The following is a 15,045-nucleotide window of genomic DNA, read 5'->3' on the forward strand; positions in this document are numbered from 1 at the left end:
CGACCAGGGCGGGCACAGTAGCCCTAGGTATACGTCCCGGACTATTCCCTGCGCCAATGTGCTCGGGCGTACGGTCCGAAAGTCTTGGTGCCATGACCATCACGACCCTCAAGGCCGCGGTTGAGCTGCGGAAAGTATCGAGACAGTACGGCGCGGTGACGGCCCTGGACGCAGTGGACCTGACGATCGCCCCGGCCGCCTTCACCGCGATCATGGGCCCGTCCGGCTCGGGCAAGTCCACCCTGCTGCACTGCGCGGCCGGCCTCGACCGGGCGACCGGCGGCGACGTGATCATCGACGGTGTCCCGCTCGGCGGGCTCTCCGAGCGCGATCTCACGAAGCTGCGCCGTGAGCGGGTCGGTTTCGTCTTCCAGTCCTTCAACCTGATCCCCGCCCTGAGCGCGGAGCAGAACGTCGCCCTGCCGATGCGGCTGGCGGGACGCAGGCCCGATCCAGGGCAGGTGAAAGCCATGCTCGCCGAGGTGGGCCTGGCGGATCGCGCAAAGCACCGGCCCAGCGAGCTCTCGGGCGGTCAGCAGCAGCGGGTGGCGATCGCCCGCGCGCTGGTGTCACGCCCGGCGGTGCTGTTCGCGGACGAGCCGACCGGCGCGCTCGACACGAAGGCGTCCCGCGACGTGCTGCGCCTGCTGAGGCTGGCCGTGGACCGCCACGTCCAGACGGTGGTGATGGTGACCCACGACCCGTACGCGGCCGCCCACGCCGACCGGGTCGTCTTCCTCGCCGACGGCCGTATCGCCGACCAGACAGAGGGTTCGGTCGACGCCGCGGAGATCGCCGTGCGCATGACCAGGCTGGAGCAGCGATGAGTCTGGCGTTCACCATGGTCCGCCACCGGTTCGCGGCGTTCGCGGGCACGTTCGTGGCGATCGCGCTCGGGGTCGCCCTGGTCGCCGGCGCGTGCACGCTGTGGGCGTCGTCGCGCCCGCAGGTCCCGGAACGCTACAACAGCGCCCCCGTGCTCGTGCACTCCCCGACCATCGGCAAGGGCACCGACGGTTATCCCGACTACCGCTCCTGGACGCCGGCCGAGGCGCGGGACAAGGCCGATCAGCTCAGCACCGTTCCGGGCGTGACCGCAGCCATCCCGGACCCCACCTTCTACGTGCAAGAACTGATCAAGAACAAGGCGACAGGCGACCCCGAGGCTTCGCGTACGGCCGGACACGCCTACTCATCAGCAGAGCTGGGCGGCTACCACCTGACCGCGGGCACCCCGCCGTCGAAACCGGGCGAGGTGGTGTTGCGAGGTTCCACACCGGGCGGGACGATCGACGTCCTGACCGCCGCCGGCCCCGAGCACTGGACGGTCACGGGCACTGTCGACGGTCCGGGCTTCTACCTGTCCGACGCGGCGGCGATGGAGCAGGCGGGCGGCGTACGCGTCATCGGTTTGACGGGTGACCCGCAGACCTCGGCCATCACCGGCCTGTTCTTCACCGGCGGCGACCGCGACAAGCTCGAGGACGAGTCCGTGACCCGGATCCGCTGGCTGGGCGCGCAGCTGATCATCGCGATGGTGACGCTGGGGGTGTTCGTCGCGGTGTTCGTGGTCGCGTCGACCTGCGCGCTGAGCGCGGCCCAGCGGCGCCGGGAGATCGGCCTGCTGCGAGCGGTGGGGGCGACCCCGGGGCAGGTCGTGCGTCTGATGTACGCGGAGACCCTGGTCGTGGCGGTGCTGGGCGGCGCGGTGGGCGTACCCGTAGGGGCCCTTGCCGCTCCCCTGCTCGCGTCACCCCTGGTGAATGCCGGTCTCGAGCCCGCGGGTTTTGCAGTGACCCTGCAACCCGCCGTCCTGGCCGGGGCGTTCCTGCTGGGCGTCGTGGTGGCGCTCGCGGGTGTCTGGTCGTCGGCGCGCAGGTCGAGCCGGGTCCCGGCGCTGGACGCGTTGCGCGATGCCGCGGTGGAGCGCCGGGCGATGACCGTGCCGCGCTGGATCTTCGGCCTGCTGACGGCGGCCGGCGGTGCGGCGCTGACCGTGGCCCTGCCCTCGCTGCCGCCGACGACCCAGACCACGGCGGCCCTGTTCGCGGCGATGTTGCTGCTGGTCGCGGCGGCCCTGCTCGCCCCCGTCGTCATCGTGCCGCTGGTCCGCCTGGTCACCTGGCCGTGGCGGGGCGGTGCCACCGGCATGCTGGTCCGGGAGGGCACCCTCACGGGGGTACGCCGGGTCGCGTCGACAGCCGCCCCGGTGCTGCTCACCGTGGGTTTCGCGACGTTGCTGACCGGCACGATCGCCACCATCGAGCAGGCCACCCGGATCGACGAGACCGCCAAGCTGCCCGCCATCGAGGTCGCCGCGCCGGACAACACTCCCGGGCTGTCCGAGGCCGCCGTCGCGGGACAACCGGGCGACGCGCCGCTGAGGAGCGAGATGCTCATGACGATCGGCGGCACCACCAGCGCGTACCAGGTCACCGGCAAGGGTGACGCGAAAGGCGTGATCCTGTCCCGGGACCTCACCGACCGGCCGAAGCGGGTCGACGTCGTGTTCCGCGACGGTACGACGGCCACGTTGCCGGTGACGGGAACGCACGACGGACCCGCGGAACTGGCCGACGTCCCCCGCACACTGCTGCGTGAGCATGACCCGCAGGCCCTCGCGGACGCGGTGATGCTGAACGGCCCCGCGCACGTGGAACCGGGGATGAAGGTCCTGACCGCCCGCCAGTACGTCACCGGGCTCGTCGACGAGGAGGGCCAGATCATCGACCTGTTCCTGCTGGTGCTGATCTCGCTCACCGTGGGCTACACCGGGCTCGCCGTGGCGAACACGCTGCTGATGGCCACGGCGGGACGGCGTACGGAGTTCCGCGCGCTGCGGCTGGCCGGTGGCGGCACCGGGCACGTGCTGCGGGTGACCACCGGCGAGGCCCTGCTCGCCGTGGCGGCCGGGACGCTACTGGGTGGCGGGGTCGCGGCCGCCGCGCTGCTGGGGATGAGACGCGCGACGCAGGAGGAGCTGCGGCAGAGCGTGGACCTGGTCATCCCGTGGGGGCAGGCGGTGCCGGTGGTGCTGATCTGCGCACTCGTGGCGGTGGTGGCCGCCGGGGCGCCGGTGTTCACCAGGAAACAAAGTCGAAACGGTGGGTTCTGAAGCGGGCACGGGGCATGTTGGGATGAGACCGTCGTCACAGCGCACCGTCGGAGGACTCTCGCATGCTCAATCTCTCCATCTTCCTGGAGGACAGCGCCCGCAATCATCCCGACCGCGCCGCGGTGGTGCTCGGGCCGCAGCGGCTGACCTACGCGCAGGTGAACGCCGCCGCGAACCAGGTGGCGAACCTGCTGGTCGCGCGGGGGATCCAGCCCGGTGACAAGGTGGCGCTCTCCTGCCCCAACCTGCCGTACTTCCCGGTCGTCTACTACGGCATCCTCAAGGCCGGCGCGGTGGTCGTACCGTTGAACGTGCTGCTCAAGGGGCGGGAGATCGCCTACCACCTGGCCGACTCGCAGGCGAAGGCGTACCTCTGCTTCCAGGGCACGCCCGAGCTCCCGATGGGCACCGAGGGGTACGCCGGGTTCAGCGAGACGCCGGGCTGCGAGCACTTCTTCATGATCACGGCGGACCCCGCGGCGCCGTCGCCGGTGGAAGGCACCGAGACGCTGGGGCAGGGGATGGCCGGGCGGTCGCCGGTCTTCGAGACCGTGCTGGCCGCCGAGAACGATCCGGCGGTCATCCTCTACACCAGCGGCACGACCGGGCAGGCCAAGGGCGCGGAGCTGAGCCACTCCAACCTGGTGATGAACGCGCTCACCTGCAACCGGTTGTTCCAGTCCGCACCGGCGCAGGACACCCACCTGCTGGTCCTGCCGCTGTTCCACTCGTTCGGCTCGACGGTCAACATGAACGCCGGCTTCTCGAACGCCGCCACCCTCGTGCTCATGCCGCGGTTCGAGGCCGCCGGGGCGGTCAAGCTGCTCGAGAGCGAGAACGTCACGTTCTTCGCGGGCGTGCCGACGATGTACTGGGCGCTGCTCAACGCGCTCACCGAGGGCGTGGACGTGCAGCGCATCGCGGCGAACATGCGGGTCGCGGTCGCCGGCGGCTCGTCGCTGCCGGTCGAGATCATCACCCAGGTACGCGAACGGCTCGGGCTCACCATCCTCGAGGGGTACGGGCTGTCCGAGACCTCGCCCGTCGCGACGTTCAGCCCGCTGTCGGCCGAGCCGCGCCCCGGGTCGATCGGCATCCCGATCTGGGGCGTCGAGGTGAAGCTCATCGACGAATCGTGGACCACGATCGAGGGAACCGACGAGATCGGCGAGATCGCGATCCGCGGCCACAACATCATGCGGGGTTACTACAACCGGCCCGACGCGACCGCCGAGGTGATGAAGGACGGCTGGTTCCGCTCGGGTGACCTGGGCCGGCGCGACAAGGACGGCTGGTACTACATCGTCGACCGGGCCAAGGACATGATCATCCGGGGCGGCTTCAACGTGTACCCGCGCGAGATCGAGGAGGTCCTGATGACGCACGAGGCCGTGTCGCTGGCGGCTGTCATCGGGGTGCCCCACCCGCGCCACGGCGAGGAGGTCAAGGCGTACGTCATCCTGAACGAGGGCGCCACGATCACCGAGGAGGAGCTCGTCGCGTGGGGCCGGGAGCAGATGGCGAGCTACAAATATCCCCGGATCGTGACCTTTGCCGACACACTGCCCATGACCGCGACCGGGAAGCTGCTGAAGCGCGCCCTCGACTAGAAACCGTCATGAAAAAAGAGGCCACCTGGGACAAGATCGTTTGCGTGGATACGGCACAGTGTCGGGTGTGACCGCACCAGCACGCACGGCACCGGCGCGCCCCGCCGGCCCGGCACCCGCGCCCGCGACGGTGGTCGTTGCGCCCACGCCCGCAGCCGTCAAGCGCCCGGGCCCGTTCCGGCGGCTGGCCGCCCTGCGCCGGACCACGCCCGGGCGGCTGCGGCTGCGGCTGATCGCGCTGGTCACCGTCGCCCTGCTCACCGGGCTGGTCGCGGGCATCACCGCGGCCTCCGCCGGCTCCGGCACCGACGACCTCGGCGAGCGTGCCCAGCCGCTGCTGGTCGAGGCCGAGACCGTCTGGACCGCCCTCGCCGACGCCGACACGACCGCCACACAGGCGTTCCTCGCAGGTGGCCTCGAGCCCGCCGACCTCACCCGGCGCTACGAGGCCGACCTGGACCGCGCGGCGCAGGCCGTCGCGTCGGCGTCGCGGCTCTCCCCGGAGACCAGCGAGGCCGGCCAGGCCGTCCGCGAGCTCTCCATCGGCCTCCCGCAATACACCGCGCTGATCGCGAGCGCCCGCGCGAACAACCGCCAGGGCCTGCCGCTCGGCGCGTCCTACCTGTCGTCCGCCTCCGAGCTCAACCGTGTCACCCTGCAGCCCCAGGCGGAGGCCCTGCTGCACGCCGCACAGGTCGAGGTCGACGGCTCCTACTCCAGCGCCCGCAGCTCGCTCTGGTCGGCGCTGCTCTCCGTGCTGCTGATCGTGCTGCTCGCGATGCTGCTCATCACCCAGGTGCAGCTGAGCGCCCGCACCCGGCGCACGTTCAACGTCCCGCTGCTCGCGGCCACCGTCGTCACCGCGCTGCTCGGCCTCACCACGCTCACCGTCCTGACCATCCAGCGCGACCACCTGCACAACGCCGACGAGGGCGGTTCCCAGCCGGTCGCCCTGCTCGCCCAGGCCCGCATCCTCGTTCTCAACGAGCGCAGCTACGAGGCGCTGACCCTGGTCGGCCGGGCCGGTGACGACGACAACGAGACGCAGTTCAAGGACACGGTGCAGAAGCTCGCGGGGGTGCTCGACGAGACCGAGCGCTCCGTGCAGGGCACCCGCGCCGAGGAGTCCCTGGAGTCCGCGCAGGAGTACCACCAGCAGTACCTGGCCGCCCACAAAGAGGTACGCGCGCTGGACGACCAGGCCGACTACGCCGGTGCGGTGAAGCTCGCGATCGGCACGGAGACGACCCGGACGTTCCAGCGCCTCTCGGACAGCCTCAGCAAGGCCCTCGAGGACCGCAAGGACGTCTTCACCCACGAGAGCAGCGTCGCCGGTCGCGGCCTGGGCCTGCTCACCGTTCTCGGGCCGGCCCTGGCACTCGCGGTCGCCGCCCTGTCCGTCGCCGGCCTCCGTGCCCGCCTGGAGGAATACCGGTGACGCGCCCGACTGGAGGAATGCCGGTGACGCGCCCGACTGGAGGAATACCGCTGATGCGAAGCCGTCTGCCCGCCGTCATCGTGGCCCTCACCCTGCTCGCCGTCGCGGGGTGCTCGGGCGACTCCGACAACAGCGCCACCCGGGTCCGCGCGTCCACGGCCCCTTCCGCCGGCGCTGATGGTGGCGGCGCGAAGAAGCCCGCGGACACGTCCTGCAACCCGCGGGCCAGCCTGCGGCCCCAGGGCGCGCTGCCGGCGCCGGGGAACATGCCCGCCGGCACGTTCATGAAGACCATCCAGGACCGGGGCTACCTGACACTGGGCACCAGCCAGGACACGCTGCTGTTCAGCTCGCGCAACCCGTTCAGCGGCACGATCGAGGGCTTCGACGTCGACCAGGGCCGGCAGATCGCACAGGCCATCTTCGGCAACCCCGACAAGATCAAGATTCAGGTCATCCCGTACGAGGGCCGCTCCGACCTCGTCTCCGCCAAGGACAGCAAGATCGATCTCGTCGCGGACACCATGACCGCCACGTGCGAGCGCTGGGTCGACACCGACTTCTCGACCGTCTACTACGACGCCGGGCAGCGGGTCCTCGTCTCCTCGACCTCCACCGTCAAGGGCATCGCCGACCTGGGCGGCAAGAAGGTCTGCGCGGCCTCCGGCTCCACCTCGCTGGACAACATCAAGCTCGCCACGTCCCACCCGGTCGCGGTCGGCAAGCCGACGTTCGGCGACTGTCTCGTCGCGTTCCAGCGCAACCAGGTCGACGCGATCTCCACGGACGACACCATCCTCGCCGGCCTGGCCGCCCAGGACCCGTATGCCAAGGTCGTCGGCGCACCGATGTCCAAGGAGCCGTACGCCATGGCGATCTCCCAGGACCACAAGGAATTCACCAGGTTCGTCAACGCCGTCCTGGAGAAGAACCGCGCCAACGGCACCTGGAAGAAGACGTACGAGCACTGGCTCGGGGACTTCGGCGACGCGCCGAAGCCGCCCGCCGCGGTGTACAAGGACTGACGGCGGCGATGACCGGACCGTTCCCGGCGCTGCTGACCCGCGCGGACAATGAGCTCTCCCGCCTCGAGGCCGCCGCCGCCACCATCGCGGCCAACCTGGTCGACCTCGACGACAACCGCGCCCGCAAGGACCTCGACCGCGGCCCGCTCACCGGGCGCACGGCGACCCAGTGGCAGGACGCCACCGCCGCGCTGACCCAGCTGTGGGACGGCTACGGGATGCTGACCGCCCTGATCACCGAGGCGCGCACGACCCGGGCGCAGCGGCGCTTCGGTGACGCGGAACGCTCGGTCTACGTCGACCAGGTGCTCGGCCGCTCGATCACGCTGTCCACGACGACCGTGCCCCTCGCACGCCGGGGACTGCTCGGCGCCGGCCAGATCAGCACCACCTGTTCCCCCGCCGAGCTGCTGTCCGCGATGGAGGCCGCGTTCCGCACCGCCGTCTCGGTGGCGACGTGGGCCGGAGAACGGTGGAGCAAGCTGCTGCCGGAGACCGCGGACCTGACGGCCCGGCTGACCCATCTGCGTACGCTCACCAGCTCCGCGACGCTCGACGAGGCCGACACCCGCCTCGGTGACTTCACCGCCACCCTCGCCACCGACCCGATCGGCTGCGACGACAACATCCTCGACCGGGTCCGCGCCCTGCTGGACCGCGCCGACGCCGAGCGCACCTCCGCCGGTGAGCTGCGCGAGACGCTGACCCAGCGGCTCGCCGACGCGCACGGCCTGGCCACCCGGCTCGCCGCGGCCGCGCACACCGCCGCGGCCGCCGAGGATGCCGTGACCGGCCGGTTCGCCGACGGCGACATCGCCCGCGTCGGCGGCCCCGACCTGCGACCCGACCTGGCCGCCGTCGACGCGCTCGCGGCGGCGGGGCACTGGGCGCTGATCAGTCCGCGGCTCGCCGCGTGGACCAGGCAGGCCAAGGAACGCCTCGCCGCCCTGGGCGACGCCACGACGCGCAACTCGGCCATGCTGTCGGGGCGCAACGAGCTGCGGGGCCGGTTCGACGCCTACCGGGCCAAGGCGGGCAGCCGGGGCCTCGCCGAGCACGGCACACTGGTGCCGCTCGCCGAGCGGGCCCGGGCGGCGCTCACCGAGGCGCCGGTCAACCTCGACTCGGCACGGGCCGCCGTCGCGGCGTATCAGGACGCGGTCGCCGCGTTGACCAGGGAGGTCCCGAGATGACATGCCGCCGGAACTGCCCGGGGACGATCGAGGACGGCTACTGCGACACGTGCGGGATGGCGCCGCTGAAGGGCCCGGCTCCGGCCGCGGCACCCCGGCAGGCGGTCCCCGCCGAGGTCACCGGGGTCACCGCCGGGTCGCGCCCACGGCGCCCGCCGCTGAGCGGCAGCGCCGACCCGGTCATCGCGCGGACGGCGACAGCGCCTTCCGTGCGGACGGCCGCGCTCAGTACGCGTACCGGAGGATCCGCCCGCACCGGCAGCTCCCGCAGCATGAGCAGACGGCGGTTCGGGGGTGGCCTGGTCGACGTCGCGCCACTGGAGCCACGCGACCCCGCGTCGGCGATCATGGCCGTCGCGGAGGTCCCCGAGGACAAGCGGTACTGCGCCAAGTGCGGCAACGCCGTCGGCCGGTCCCGCGGCGACCGCCCCGGGCGTACGTCGGGCTTCTGCCCGTCCTGCGGTGAGGCCTTCGACGTCACCCCGAAACTCGCCAAGGGTGACCTGGTGGCCGGGCAGTACGAGGTCGTCGGCGCCCTCGCCCACGGCGGGCTCGGCTGGATCCACCTGGCGGTCGACAAGAACGTCTCGGACCGCTGGGTGGTGCTCAAGGGCCTGCTCAACTCCGGTGACGAGGACGCCCTGGCCGCGGCGGTGGCCGAGCGCCGGTTCCTGGCCGAGGTCGAGCACCCCGGCATCGTCAAGATCTACAACTTCGTGGAGCACGACGGCGCCGGCTACATCGTCATGGAGTACGTCGGCGGGGAGTCGCTCAAGGACATCCTCAAGACCCGCCGCACCCAGGCCGGGCACGCCGATCCGCTGCCGGTCGACCAGGCCCTCGCGTACGCCCTCGAGGTCATGCCCGCGTTCGGCTACCTGCACGACCGCGGGCTGATCTTCTGCGACTTCAAGCCGGACAACGTGATCCAGACCGGCGACCAGGTCAAACTCATCGACCTCGGCGGCGTCGTGCACATCGACGACCACGACGCCGCCCTCTACGGCACGCTGGGCTACCAGGCACCCGAGATGGCCACCGCCGGGCCGTCGATCCAGAGCGATCTTTTCACCATCGGGCGTACGCTCGCCGTGCTCACCACCGACTTCCGCGGCTACCAGAGCACGTTCAAGGACAGCCTCCCCGAACGCCGGGACTTCGAGGTGTACGAGCGGCACGAGTCGTTCTACCGGCTGCTGCTGCGTGCCACGAGCATCGACCCGGCGGAGCGTTTCGTCGACGCCGCCGAGATGACCGAGCAGATGCTGGGCGTGCTGCGCGAGGTGCTCGCCGCCGACGGCACCCCGCGACCGGCGACGTCGCGGCTGTTCACCGGCGAGATGCGCACGGAAGCGGGCCGCGACGAGCCGCAGTGGCGTTACCTGCCGTCGCCGATGGTGGACCTGACCGACCCGGCGGCCGCGTTCCTGGCCTCGGTGACGGTCACCGACCCGCGCGAGGTGCTCGCGCTGCTGGGCAAGGCACCCGAGCACACCATCGAGGTGCAGTTGCGGGCGCTGCGGGCGTATGTGGACATCGGTGCCGACGCGCACGCTCATGCCACCAAGCTGCTCAACACGATCGTCACCGCGTACGGGCAGGACTGGCGGGTCGGCTGGTACGACGGCCTGCTCGCGCTGGCGTCCGGCGATCACGGCCGGGCCCGCGAGCGGTTCGACGCGGTCTACTCGGTGCTGCCGGGCGAGCTCGCCCCGAAACTCGCGCTGGGGCTGAGCCTGGAACTGGCGGGGAAGCACGCCCTGGCCGCCGGGTACTACGACGTGGTCAGCAGGACCGACCCGGCGTACACGACGGCCGCTGCGGGGCTGGCCCGGTGCCGGCTCGAGGTGGGAGACCGCGACGGCGCGGTCGAGGCCTACAACCGTGTTCCGGGTACGTCCTCCGCGTACCGCAGCTCCCAGGTCGGCGCCGTGCGTGCGCTGGTCCGGGCCGAGTCCCGCGACCCGTCCGACGTGGCGGCGCTGGCCACCGCCGCGGCGCTGATCGAGAAGCTCGAGATGGAGGCCGCCCAGATCGCCGCGCTGCGGGCGGAGCTGCTCGAACGAGCGCTCACCGCGATAGCCAAGGGGCTGCAGGTGCCGCAGGCGGTGCTGGGCACGGGTGACGGCAACGCCCGCGAGCGCGAGGTCCGGTTCGCGCTGGAGGGCGCCTACCGTGAGATGGCCCGCGCGGTGAGCGGGTCCGAGAAGATCAGCCTGGTCGACAAGGCCAACTCCGTACGCCCGAGGACCCGCACATGAGCGACTCCTGTCCCGTCTGCGCCGACGAGCGCGCCGCCGGCGCCGCGTTCTGCGAGAGCTGCGGGCGCCCACTGGCAACCGGTGCCACCAAGGCTGTGGGCACGGACTGCGCGTCCTGCGGCTCCACCGGCACGGTCGGCGCCGACGGCTACTGCGAGAATTGCGGGATGCTCGCCGGGCGCCCCCGCGACCACGTCGAGGCCGACGCCGGGACCGTCGCGGCCGCGGTGACCGACCGGGGCATCCGGCACCACCGCAACGAGGACGCCATGTGGCTCGCCGTGCGGGGCACCGAGGCCGACATCGTGGTCTGCGACGGTGTCTCCTCCTCCGCCGACCCGGATGTCGCCTCGGAGGTCGCCGCCGAGGCCGCGGGCAAGGCCCTCGCCCTGGACGCCACCGTGGAAGCCGCCATCTCGGAGGCCGCCCGCGCCGTCGCCGACCTGATCTCCGCCGGGGATCCCCGCCGGGCCGTCTCCAACCCGGCCTGCACGATCGTCGCCGCCCGGGTCCGCGACGGCGAGGTCACCTACGGCTGGGTCGGCGACAGCCGCGCCTACTGGATCGCCCTGGACGGTTCCCACGTCGAGCAGCTCACCGAGGACGACTCGTGGGCCACCCACGCGATCGCGATGGGCGCCGACCCCCAGGCCGCGTGGAACGACCCGAAGGCGCACGCGATCACCGCCTGGCTCGGAGCCGACGCCGGCATCGTCCGGCCCCGCGGCGCCACCCTCCCGGTCACGACGCCCGGGCTGCTCGTCCTCTGCTCCGACGGGCTGTGGAACTACCTCACCGAGCCCGCCGCCTTCGCGAACGCGGTGCTGGCCGCCGTACACACCAATCCTGATCTTGTCTCTGCAGCCCGCGCCCTGGCCACCCTGGCCGTGGAAGCGGGCGGCGCGGACAACATCACTGTCGCACTCACTCCGATAACCCCCTAGGAGAGTCATGGGATACACCGCGGAGACCTTCCAGAACGAGTTTCTGGCCCTGGGCGCGACCGAGGTCAACGCCATCGTCACCGTCACGTCGTCCGGCGCGGAGGGCGGGCTGCGCACGGCCGGGGCCAGCGAGATCATCATCGTGGACTGCTCCGGCTCGATGCAGGCCGAGGGGCGCATGCAGGCCGCCCGGCAGGCCGCCAAGGCCGCGGTGGGCTGCATCGACGACGGCGTCCACTTCGCCATCATCGCCGGGGTCAGCACCGCGCAGCAGCTCTACCCCGCGCCCGGGCAGCTCGCCGTGTCGGCACCGGAGACCCGCGCGCAGGCCGTCACCGCGATCGACCGGCTGCAGGCCAACGGCGGCACCGCGATCGGGGCGTGGCTCAAGCTCGCCGGGCAGCTCCTCGCGCAGCGCCCCGGGGACATCCAGCACGCGATCCTGCTCACCGACGGCGAGAACGGTGAGTACAAGGGGTACCTGGAGAGCGTACTGACGGAGATCGGTGGCTCGTTCACCTGTGACTGCCGCGGCGTCGGCACCAACTGGACGGTCTCCGAGCTGCGCAAGGTCGCGAACGCCATGCTGGGCACGGTCGACATCGTGGCCCGCCCCGAGGACCTCAGCGCCTCCTTCACCCAGATGATGACCTCCGCGATGGGCAAGACCAGCGCCGACGTGCAGCTCAAGGTCTGGACCCCGGTCAACGCCACGGTCCGCTTCGTCAAGCAGGTCGAGCCGCAGGTCGCCGATCTGAGCGGCAAGCGGGTCCAGGACGGGCCGCGCGCCGGTCGTTACCCGCTCGGCTCGTGGGGTGCCGAGGCCCGCGACTACCACGTCTGCGTGGACGTGCCCCCGGGCGCGGCCGGCGACGAGATGCTTGCGGCCCGGGTGTCCGTCGTGGAAGGTGAGAACGTGTTGTCGCAGGCGCTGGTCCGCGCGGTCTGGACCGAGGATTCCGCCCTGTCCACCCGGATCAACCGTCAGGTAGCCCACTACACCGGGCAGGCCGAGCTCGCCGACGCCATCCAGGCCGGCATCGAGGCCCGCAAGAACGGCGACGACCACACCGCCACGATGAAGTTCGGCCGCGCCGCGCAGCTCGCCCACGAGAGCGGCAACAAGGCCACCGAGGAGCTGCTCGCCACCGTCGTCGACATCGAGGACGCCGTGACCGGCACGGTGCGGTTGCGGCGCAAGGTCGAGGCCGCCGACGAGATGGCCCTCGACACCCGCTCCACCAAGACGGTCCGGGTGGGCCGGGCACAGTGACGACGTACGCCTGCCCGAAGGGCCACGCGTCGTCCACCGACGACTTCTGCGACGAGTGCGGCGCGAAGATCAGCGCGTCTTCTCCTCCGGCTCCCCTTGCCGCACCCGCTGTCCCTGCGACGGCGGCCAACCCCTGTCCGCACTGCGGGGCGCCGCGGGCCGGGTCGGGGCGGTTCTGCGAGGACTGCGGGTTCGATCATCAGACGGGCAAGATCCCGGTTCTGACGGCGCCTGTCGCCACGCCGGCCCCGGCCACGTGGACGGCGAGCATCGAGCCCGACCGCGAATACTTCGAGGCCAACGCGATCGAGGGCGTGAGCTTCCCGGCCGCGGTCTCCCCGCGTACGGTCGCCGTGGTGCCGCCGCAGATCCGCATCGGCCGCGGCAGCTCGTCGAAGGGCACCGCCCCGGAGATCGACCTCAAGGACGACGACCCGGGCGTCTCGCACAACCACGCGCTGCTGACGCTCAGCGTCGACGGCGTGTGGCTGCTCTCCGACCTCGGCTCGACCAACGGCACCTACCTCAACGACGAGCAGAAACCGCTCACCGCCGGGCAGAGCCGGGCGCTGGCCGAGGGCGACCGGGTGCACGTCGGCGCCTGGACCACGATCACGCTGCATCGAACCAGTCCCATATAGCCGCGCCCTTTTGTCCCGATGCGATAGGTTCGGCCCGCTATGAGGGACGAACGCATCGGGACGGTGCACCGCACCCAGGTGATCGACCTGCTCAACCAGGCGCTCGCCGAGGGCACCCTGCCCGAGCCCGAGTACGACAACCGCGTGGTGGCCGTCAGCTCGGCCACCTACGCCTCCGACCTGCTCGGCCAGGTCCAGGACCTGCCACCCCGCCTGCAGTGGGACCCGCGCAACGCCGCCCCGCCGACCCCGCCGGACAAGAACGCCGGCCGCAGCGCCCTGGTCCTCGGCATCCTCGCGATCCCGTTCTCGTTCTGCCTGCTCGGCGGTCTGCTCGGCATCGCCGCCATCGTGCTCAGCGCCCGCACCGGCGGCACCCACGGCGTCGGCCCGGCCCTGATCGGCCGCGTCCTCGGCATCGTCAGCATCGTCCTGACGATCGGCGCGGCGGCCGCCCTGCTCAGCCTCAGGTGAGTGCTGCGGCTGCGGTCGCGACCTGTGCCCGTACTTCCTCGGGCAGGGGCACATACCCGGCGCCCGCGGCATCCCGCTGCCCGTCCGCGCTCGCGGTGTAGCCGAGAAAACCCTTCAGAACCCCGAGCCGGTCCGGCTGGTGACCACTGCCGCAGATGATCTCGTACGTCACCAGCACGATCGGATACGCCCCGGCGCTCGCGGTCGCGTAGTCGATCCCGAGCCGCAGATCATCGTTCCCCGCACCCGCCACCGTGGTAGCCACGGCGTCATCGGTCAGCGCCACGAACTCCCCCGAGCTGTTACCCACCCGCGCCGCCCCGAGATGGTGGAACGTCGCATAGGACCGCTCCACGTACCCGATCGCGCCGTCCGCCCGCGCGATCGCCGTCGCCACCCGGTTGCTGCCCCTGGCCGCCGTCCCGCCCGGCGCGAGCCATTTACCGCCGCGGCCGTACCGCCAGTCCTTGCCCGCCGCCGCGGCCAGGAACGCGGTGAAGTTGTCCGTCGTCCCCGAACTGTCCGCCCGATGAACGGTCTGAATCCTCGTCGCCGGCAGGGTGCTGCCCGGGTTCTCCGCGACGATCACCGGGTCGTTCCACACCGTGATCGTCCCCGCGAAGATCCGCGCGATGGTCGCGGGCCGCAACCGCAGCTCCGACACCCCGGCGACGTTGTACGCCAGCGCGACCGGCCCCACCACCATCGGCAGATGCACGGCCGGCACACCGTGGCACCGCTCGGTGGCACGCTGCTGCTCCGCCGCGCTCAGGGGCGAATCCGAGCCCGCGAAGTCGGCCTTCCCGGCGAGGAAGGCCGCCACCCCCGCGCCGGAGCCCACACTGTCGTACCCGACGGTCGCCTCCCCGCACGCCGCCTGATAGACCTTGATCCAGGTGTTGACCACGCTGGCCTGCGCCGACGACCCGCTCCCGGCCACCGCCCCCGCGCCACACTCAATCTGCACCCGCGACTCGTCCGCCGCGCCCTCGCCAACTACAGCCCCGCCCACCGCCGCACATCCGCCCAGCGCGAGCACTACAGCGACCCCCGTGGCCGCCACCTTCATCG

At 71.8% G+C, this 15,045-nt stretch carries 12 protein-coding genes; 11 read left to right on the plus strand and 1 reads right to left on the minus strand.

The window, feature by feature from the left end; all coding sequences use genetic code 11:
• Positions 1 to 92 precede the first annotated feature (92 nt).
• From Ahu01nite_RS26715 to Ahu01nite_RS26765, 11 genes are all read left to right on the plus strand, one after another.
• Positions 93 to 827: an ABC transporter ATP-binding protein gene (locus tag Ahu01nite_RS26715; RefSeq protein WP_203839382.1), complete on the plus strand. Its 735-nt coding sequence runs from the start codon at positions 93 to 95 to the stop codon at positions 825 to 827.
• Positions 824 to 3,115: an ABC transporter permease gene (locus tag Ahu01nite_RS26720; protein WP_203839383.1), complete on the plus strand. Its 2,292-nt coding sequence runs from the start codon at positions 824 to 826 to the stop codon at positions 3,113 to 3,115. The genes Ahu01nite_RS26715 and Ahu01nite_RS26720 overlap by 4 nt, the downstream gene beginning before the upstream one ends.
• A gap of 62 nt (positions 3,116 to 3,177) precedes the next feature.
• A complete protein-coding gene (locus Ahu01nite_RS26725; protein ID WP_203839384.1) occupies positions 3,178 to 4,725 on the plus strand; it encodes a long-chain-fatty-acid--CoA ligase in 1,548 nt (515 codons plus the stop codon).
• 67 nt (positions 4,726 to 4,792) lie between these two features.
• Positions 4,793 to 6,163 carry a GlnX family signal transduction membrane protein gene (locus Ahu01nite_RS26730; protein ID WP_239159161.1) on the plus strand — a complete coding sequence of 457 codons (1,371 nt, stop codon included), beginning with the start codon at positions 4,793 to 4,795 and terminating at the stop codon, positions 6,161 to 6,163.
• A 53-nt stretch (positions 6,164 to 6,216) separates the two neighbouring features.
• A complete protein-coding gene (locus Ahu01nite_RS26735; protein ID WP_203839385.1) occupies positions 6,217 to 7,188 on the plus strand; it encodes a glutamate ABC transporter substrate-binding protein in 972 nt (323 codons plus the stop codon).
• Positions 7,189 to 7,196: 8 nt separating this feature from the next.
• A complete protein-coding gene (locus Ahu01nite_RS26740; RefSeq protein WP_203839386.1) occupies positions 7,197 to 8,381 on the plus strand; it encodes a hypothetical protein in 1,185 nt (394 codons plus the stop codon).
• Entirely contained in the window at positions 8,378 to 10,642 is a 2,265-nt protein-coding gene (locus Ahu01nite_RS26745) for a serine/threonine-protein kinase (RefSeq protein ID WP_203839387.1), read from the plus strand. The genes Ahu01nite_RS26740 and Ahu01nite_RS26745 overlap by 4 nt, the downstream gene beginning before the upstream one ends.
• Positions 10,639 to 11,586, plus strand: coding sequence for a PP2C family protein-serine/threonine phosphatase (locus Ahu01nite_RS26750; RefSeq protein WP_203839388.1), 948 nt, complete (start codon positions 10,639 to 10,641; stop codon positions 11,584 to 11,586). The genes Ahu01nite_RS26745 and Ahu01nite_RS26750 overlap by 4 nt, the downstream gene beginning before the upstream one ends.
• Positions 11,587 to 11,593: 7 nt before the next feature.
• Complete coding sequence (locus Ahu01nite_RS26755) at positions 11,594 to 12,859, plus strand: vWA domain-containing protein (RefSeq protein ID WP_203839389.1); 1,266 nt, start codon at positions 11,594 to 11,596, stop codon at positions 12,857 to 12,859.
• Positions 12,856 to 13,500: an FHA domain-containing protein gene (locus tag Ahu01nite_RS26760; protein WP_203839390.1), complete on the plus strand. Its 645-nt coding sequence runs from the start codon at positions 12,856 to 12,858 to the stop codon at positions 13,498 to 13,500. The genes Ahu01nite_RS26755 and Ahu01nite_RS26760 overlap by 4 nt, the downstream gene beginning before the upstream one ends.
• A gap of 39 nt (positions 13,501 to 13,539) precedes the next feature.
• Entirely contained in the window at positions 13,540 to 13,974 is a 435-nt protein-coding gene (locus Ahu01nite_RS26765; RefSeq protein ID WP_203839391.1) for a DUF1707 SHOCT-like domain-containing protein, read from the plus strand.
• On the opposite strand, the gene pstS is transcribed toward Ahu01nite_RS26765, so the two are convergent.
• The coding region (pstS, locus tag Ahu01nite_RS26770; RefSeq protein ID WP_203839392.1) for a phosphate ABC transporter substrate-binding protein PstS at positions 13,967 to 15,045 on the minus strand (1,079 nt) is incomplete at its 5' end. The two genes, Ahu01nite_RS26765 and pstS, sit on opposite strands and share 8 nt — an antisense overlap.

The organism is Winogradskya humida (genome assembly GCF_016862215.1).
In the GTDB taxonomy this organism is placed as follows: domain Bacteria; phylum Actinomycetota; class Actinomycetes; order Mycobacteriales; family Micromonosporaceae; genus Actinoplanes; species Actinoplanes humidus.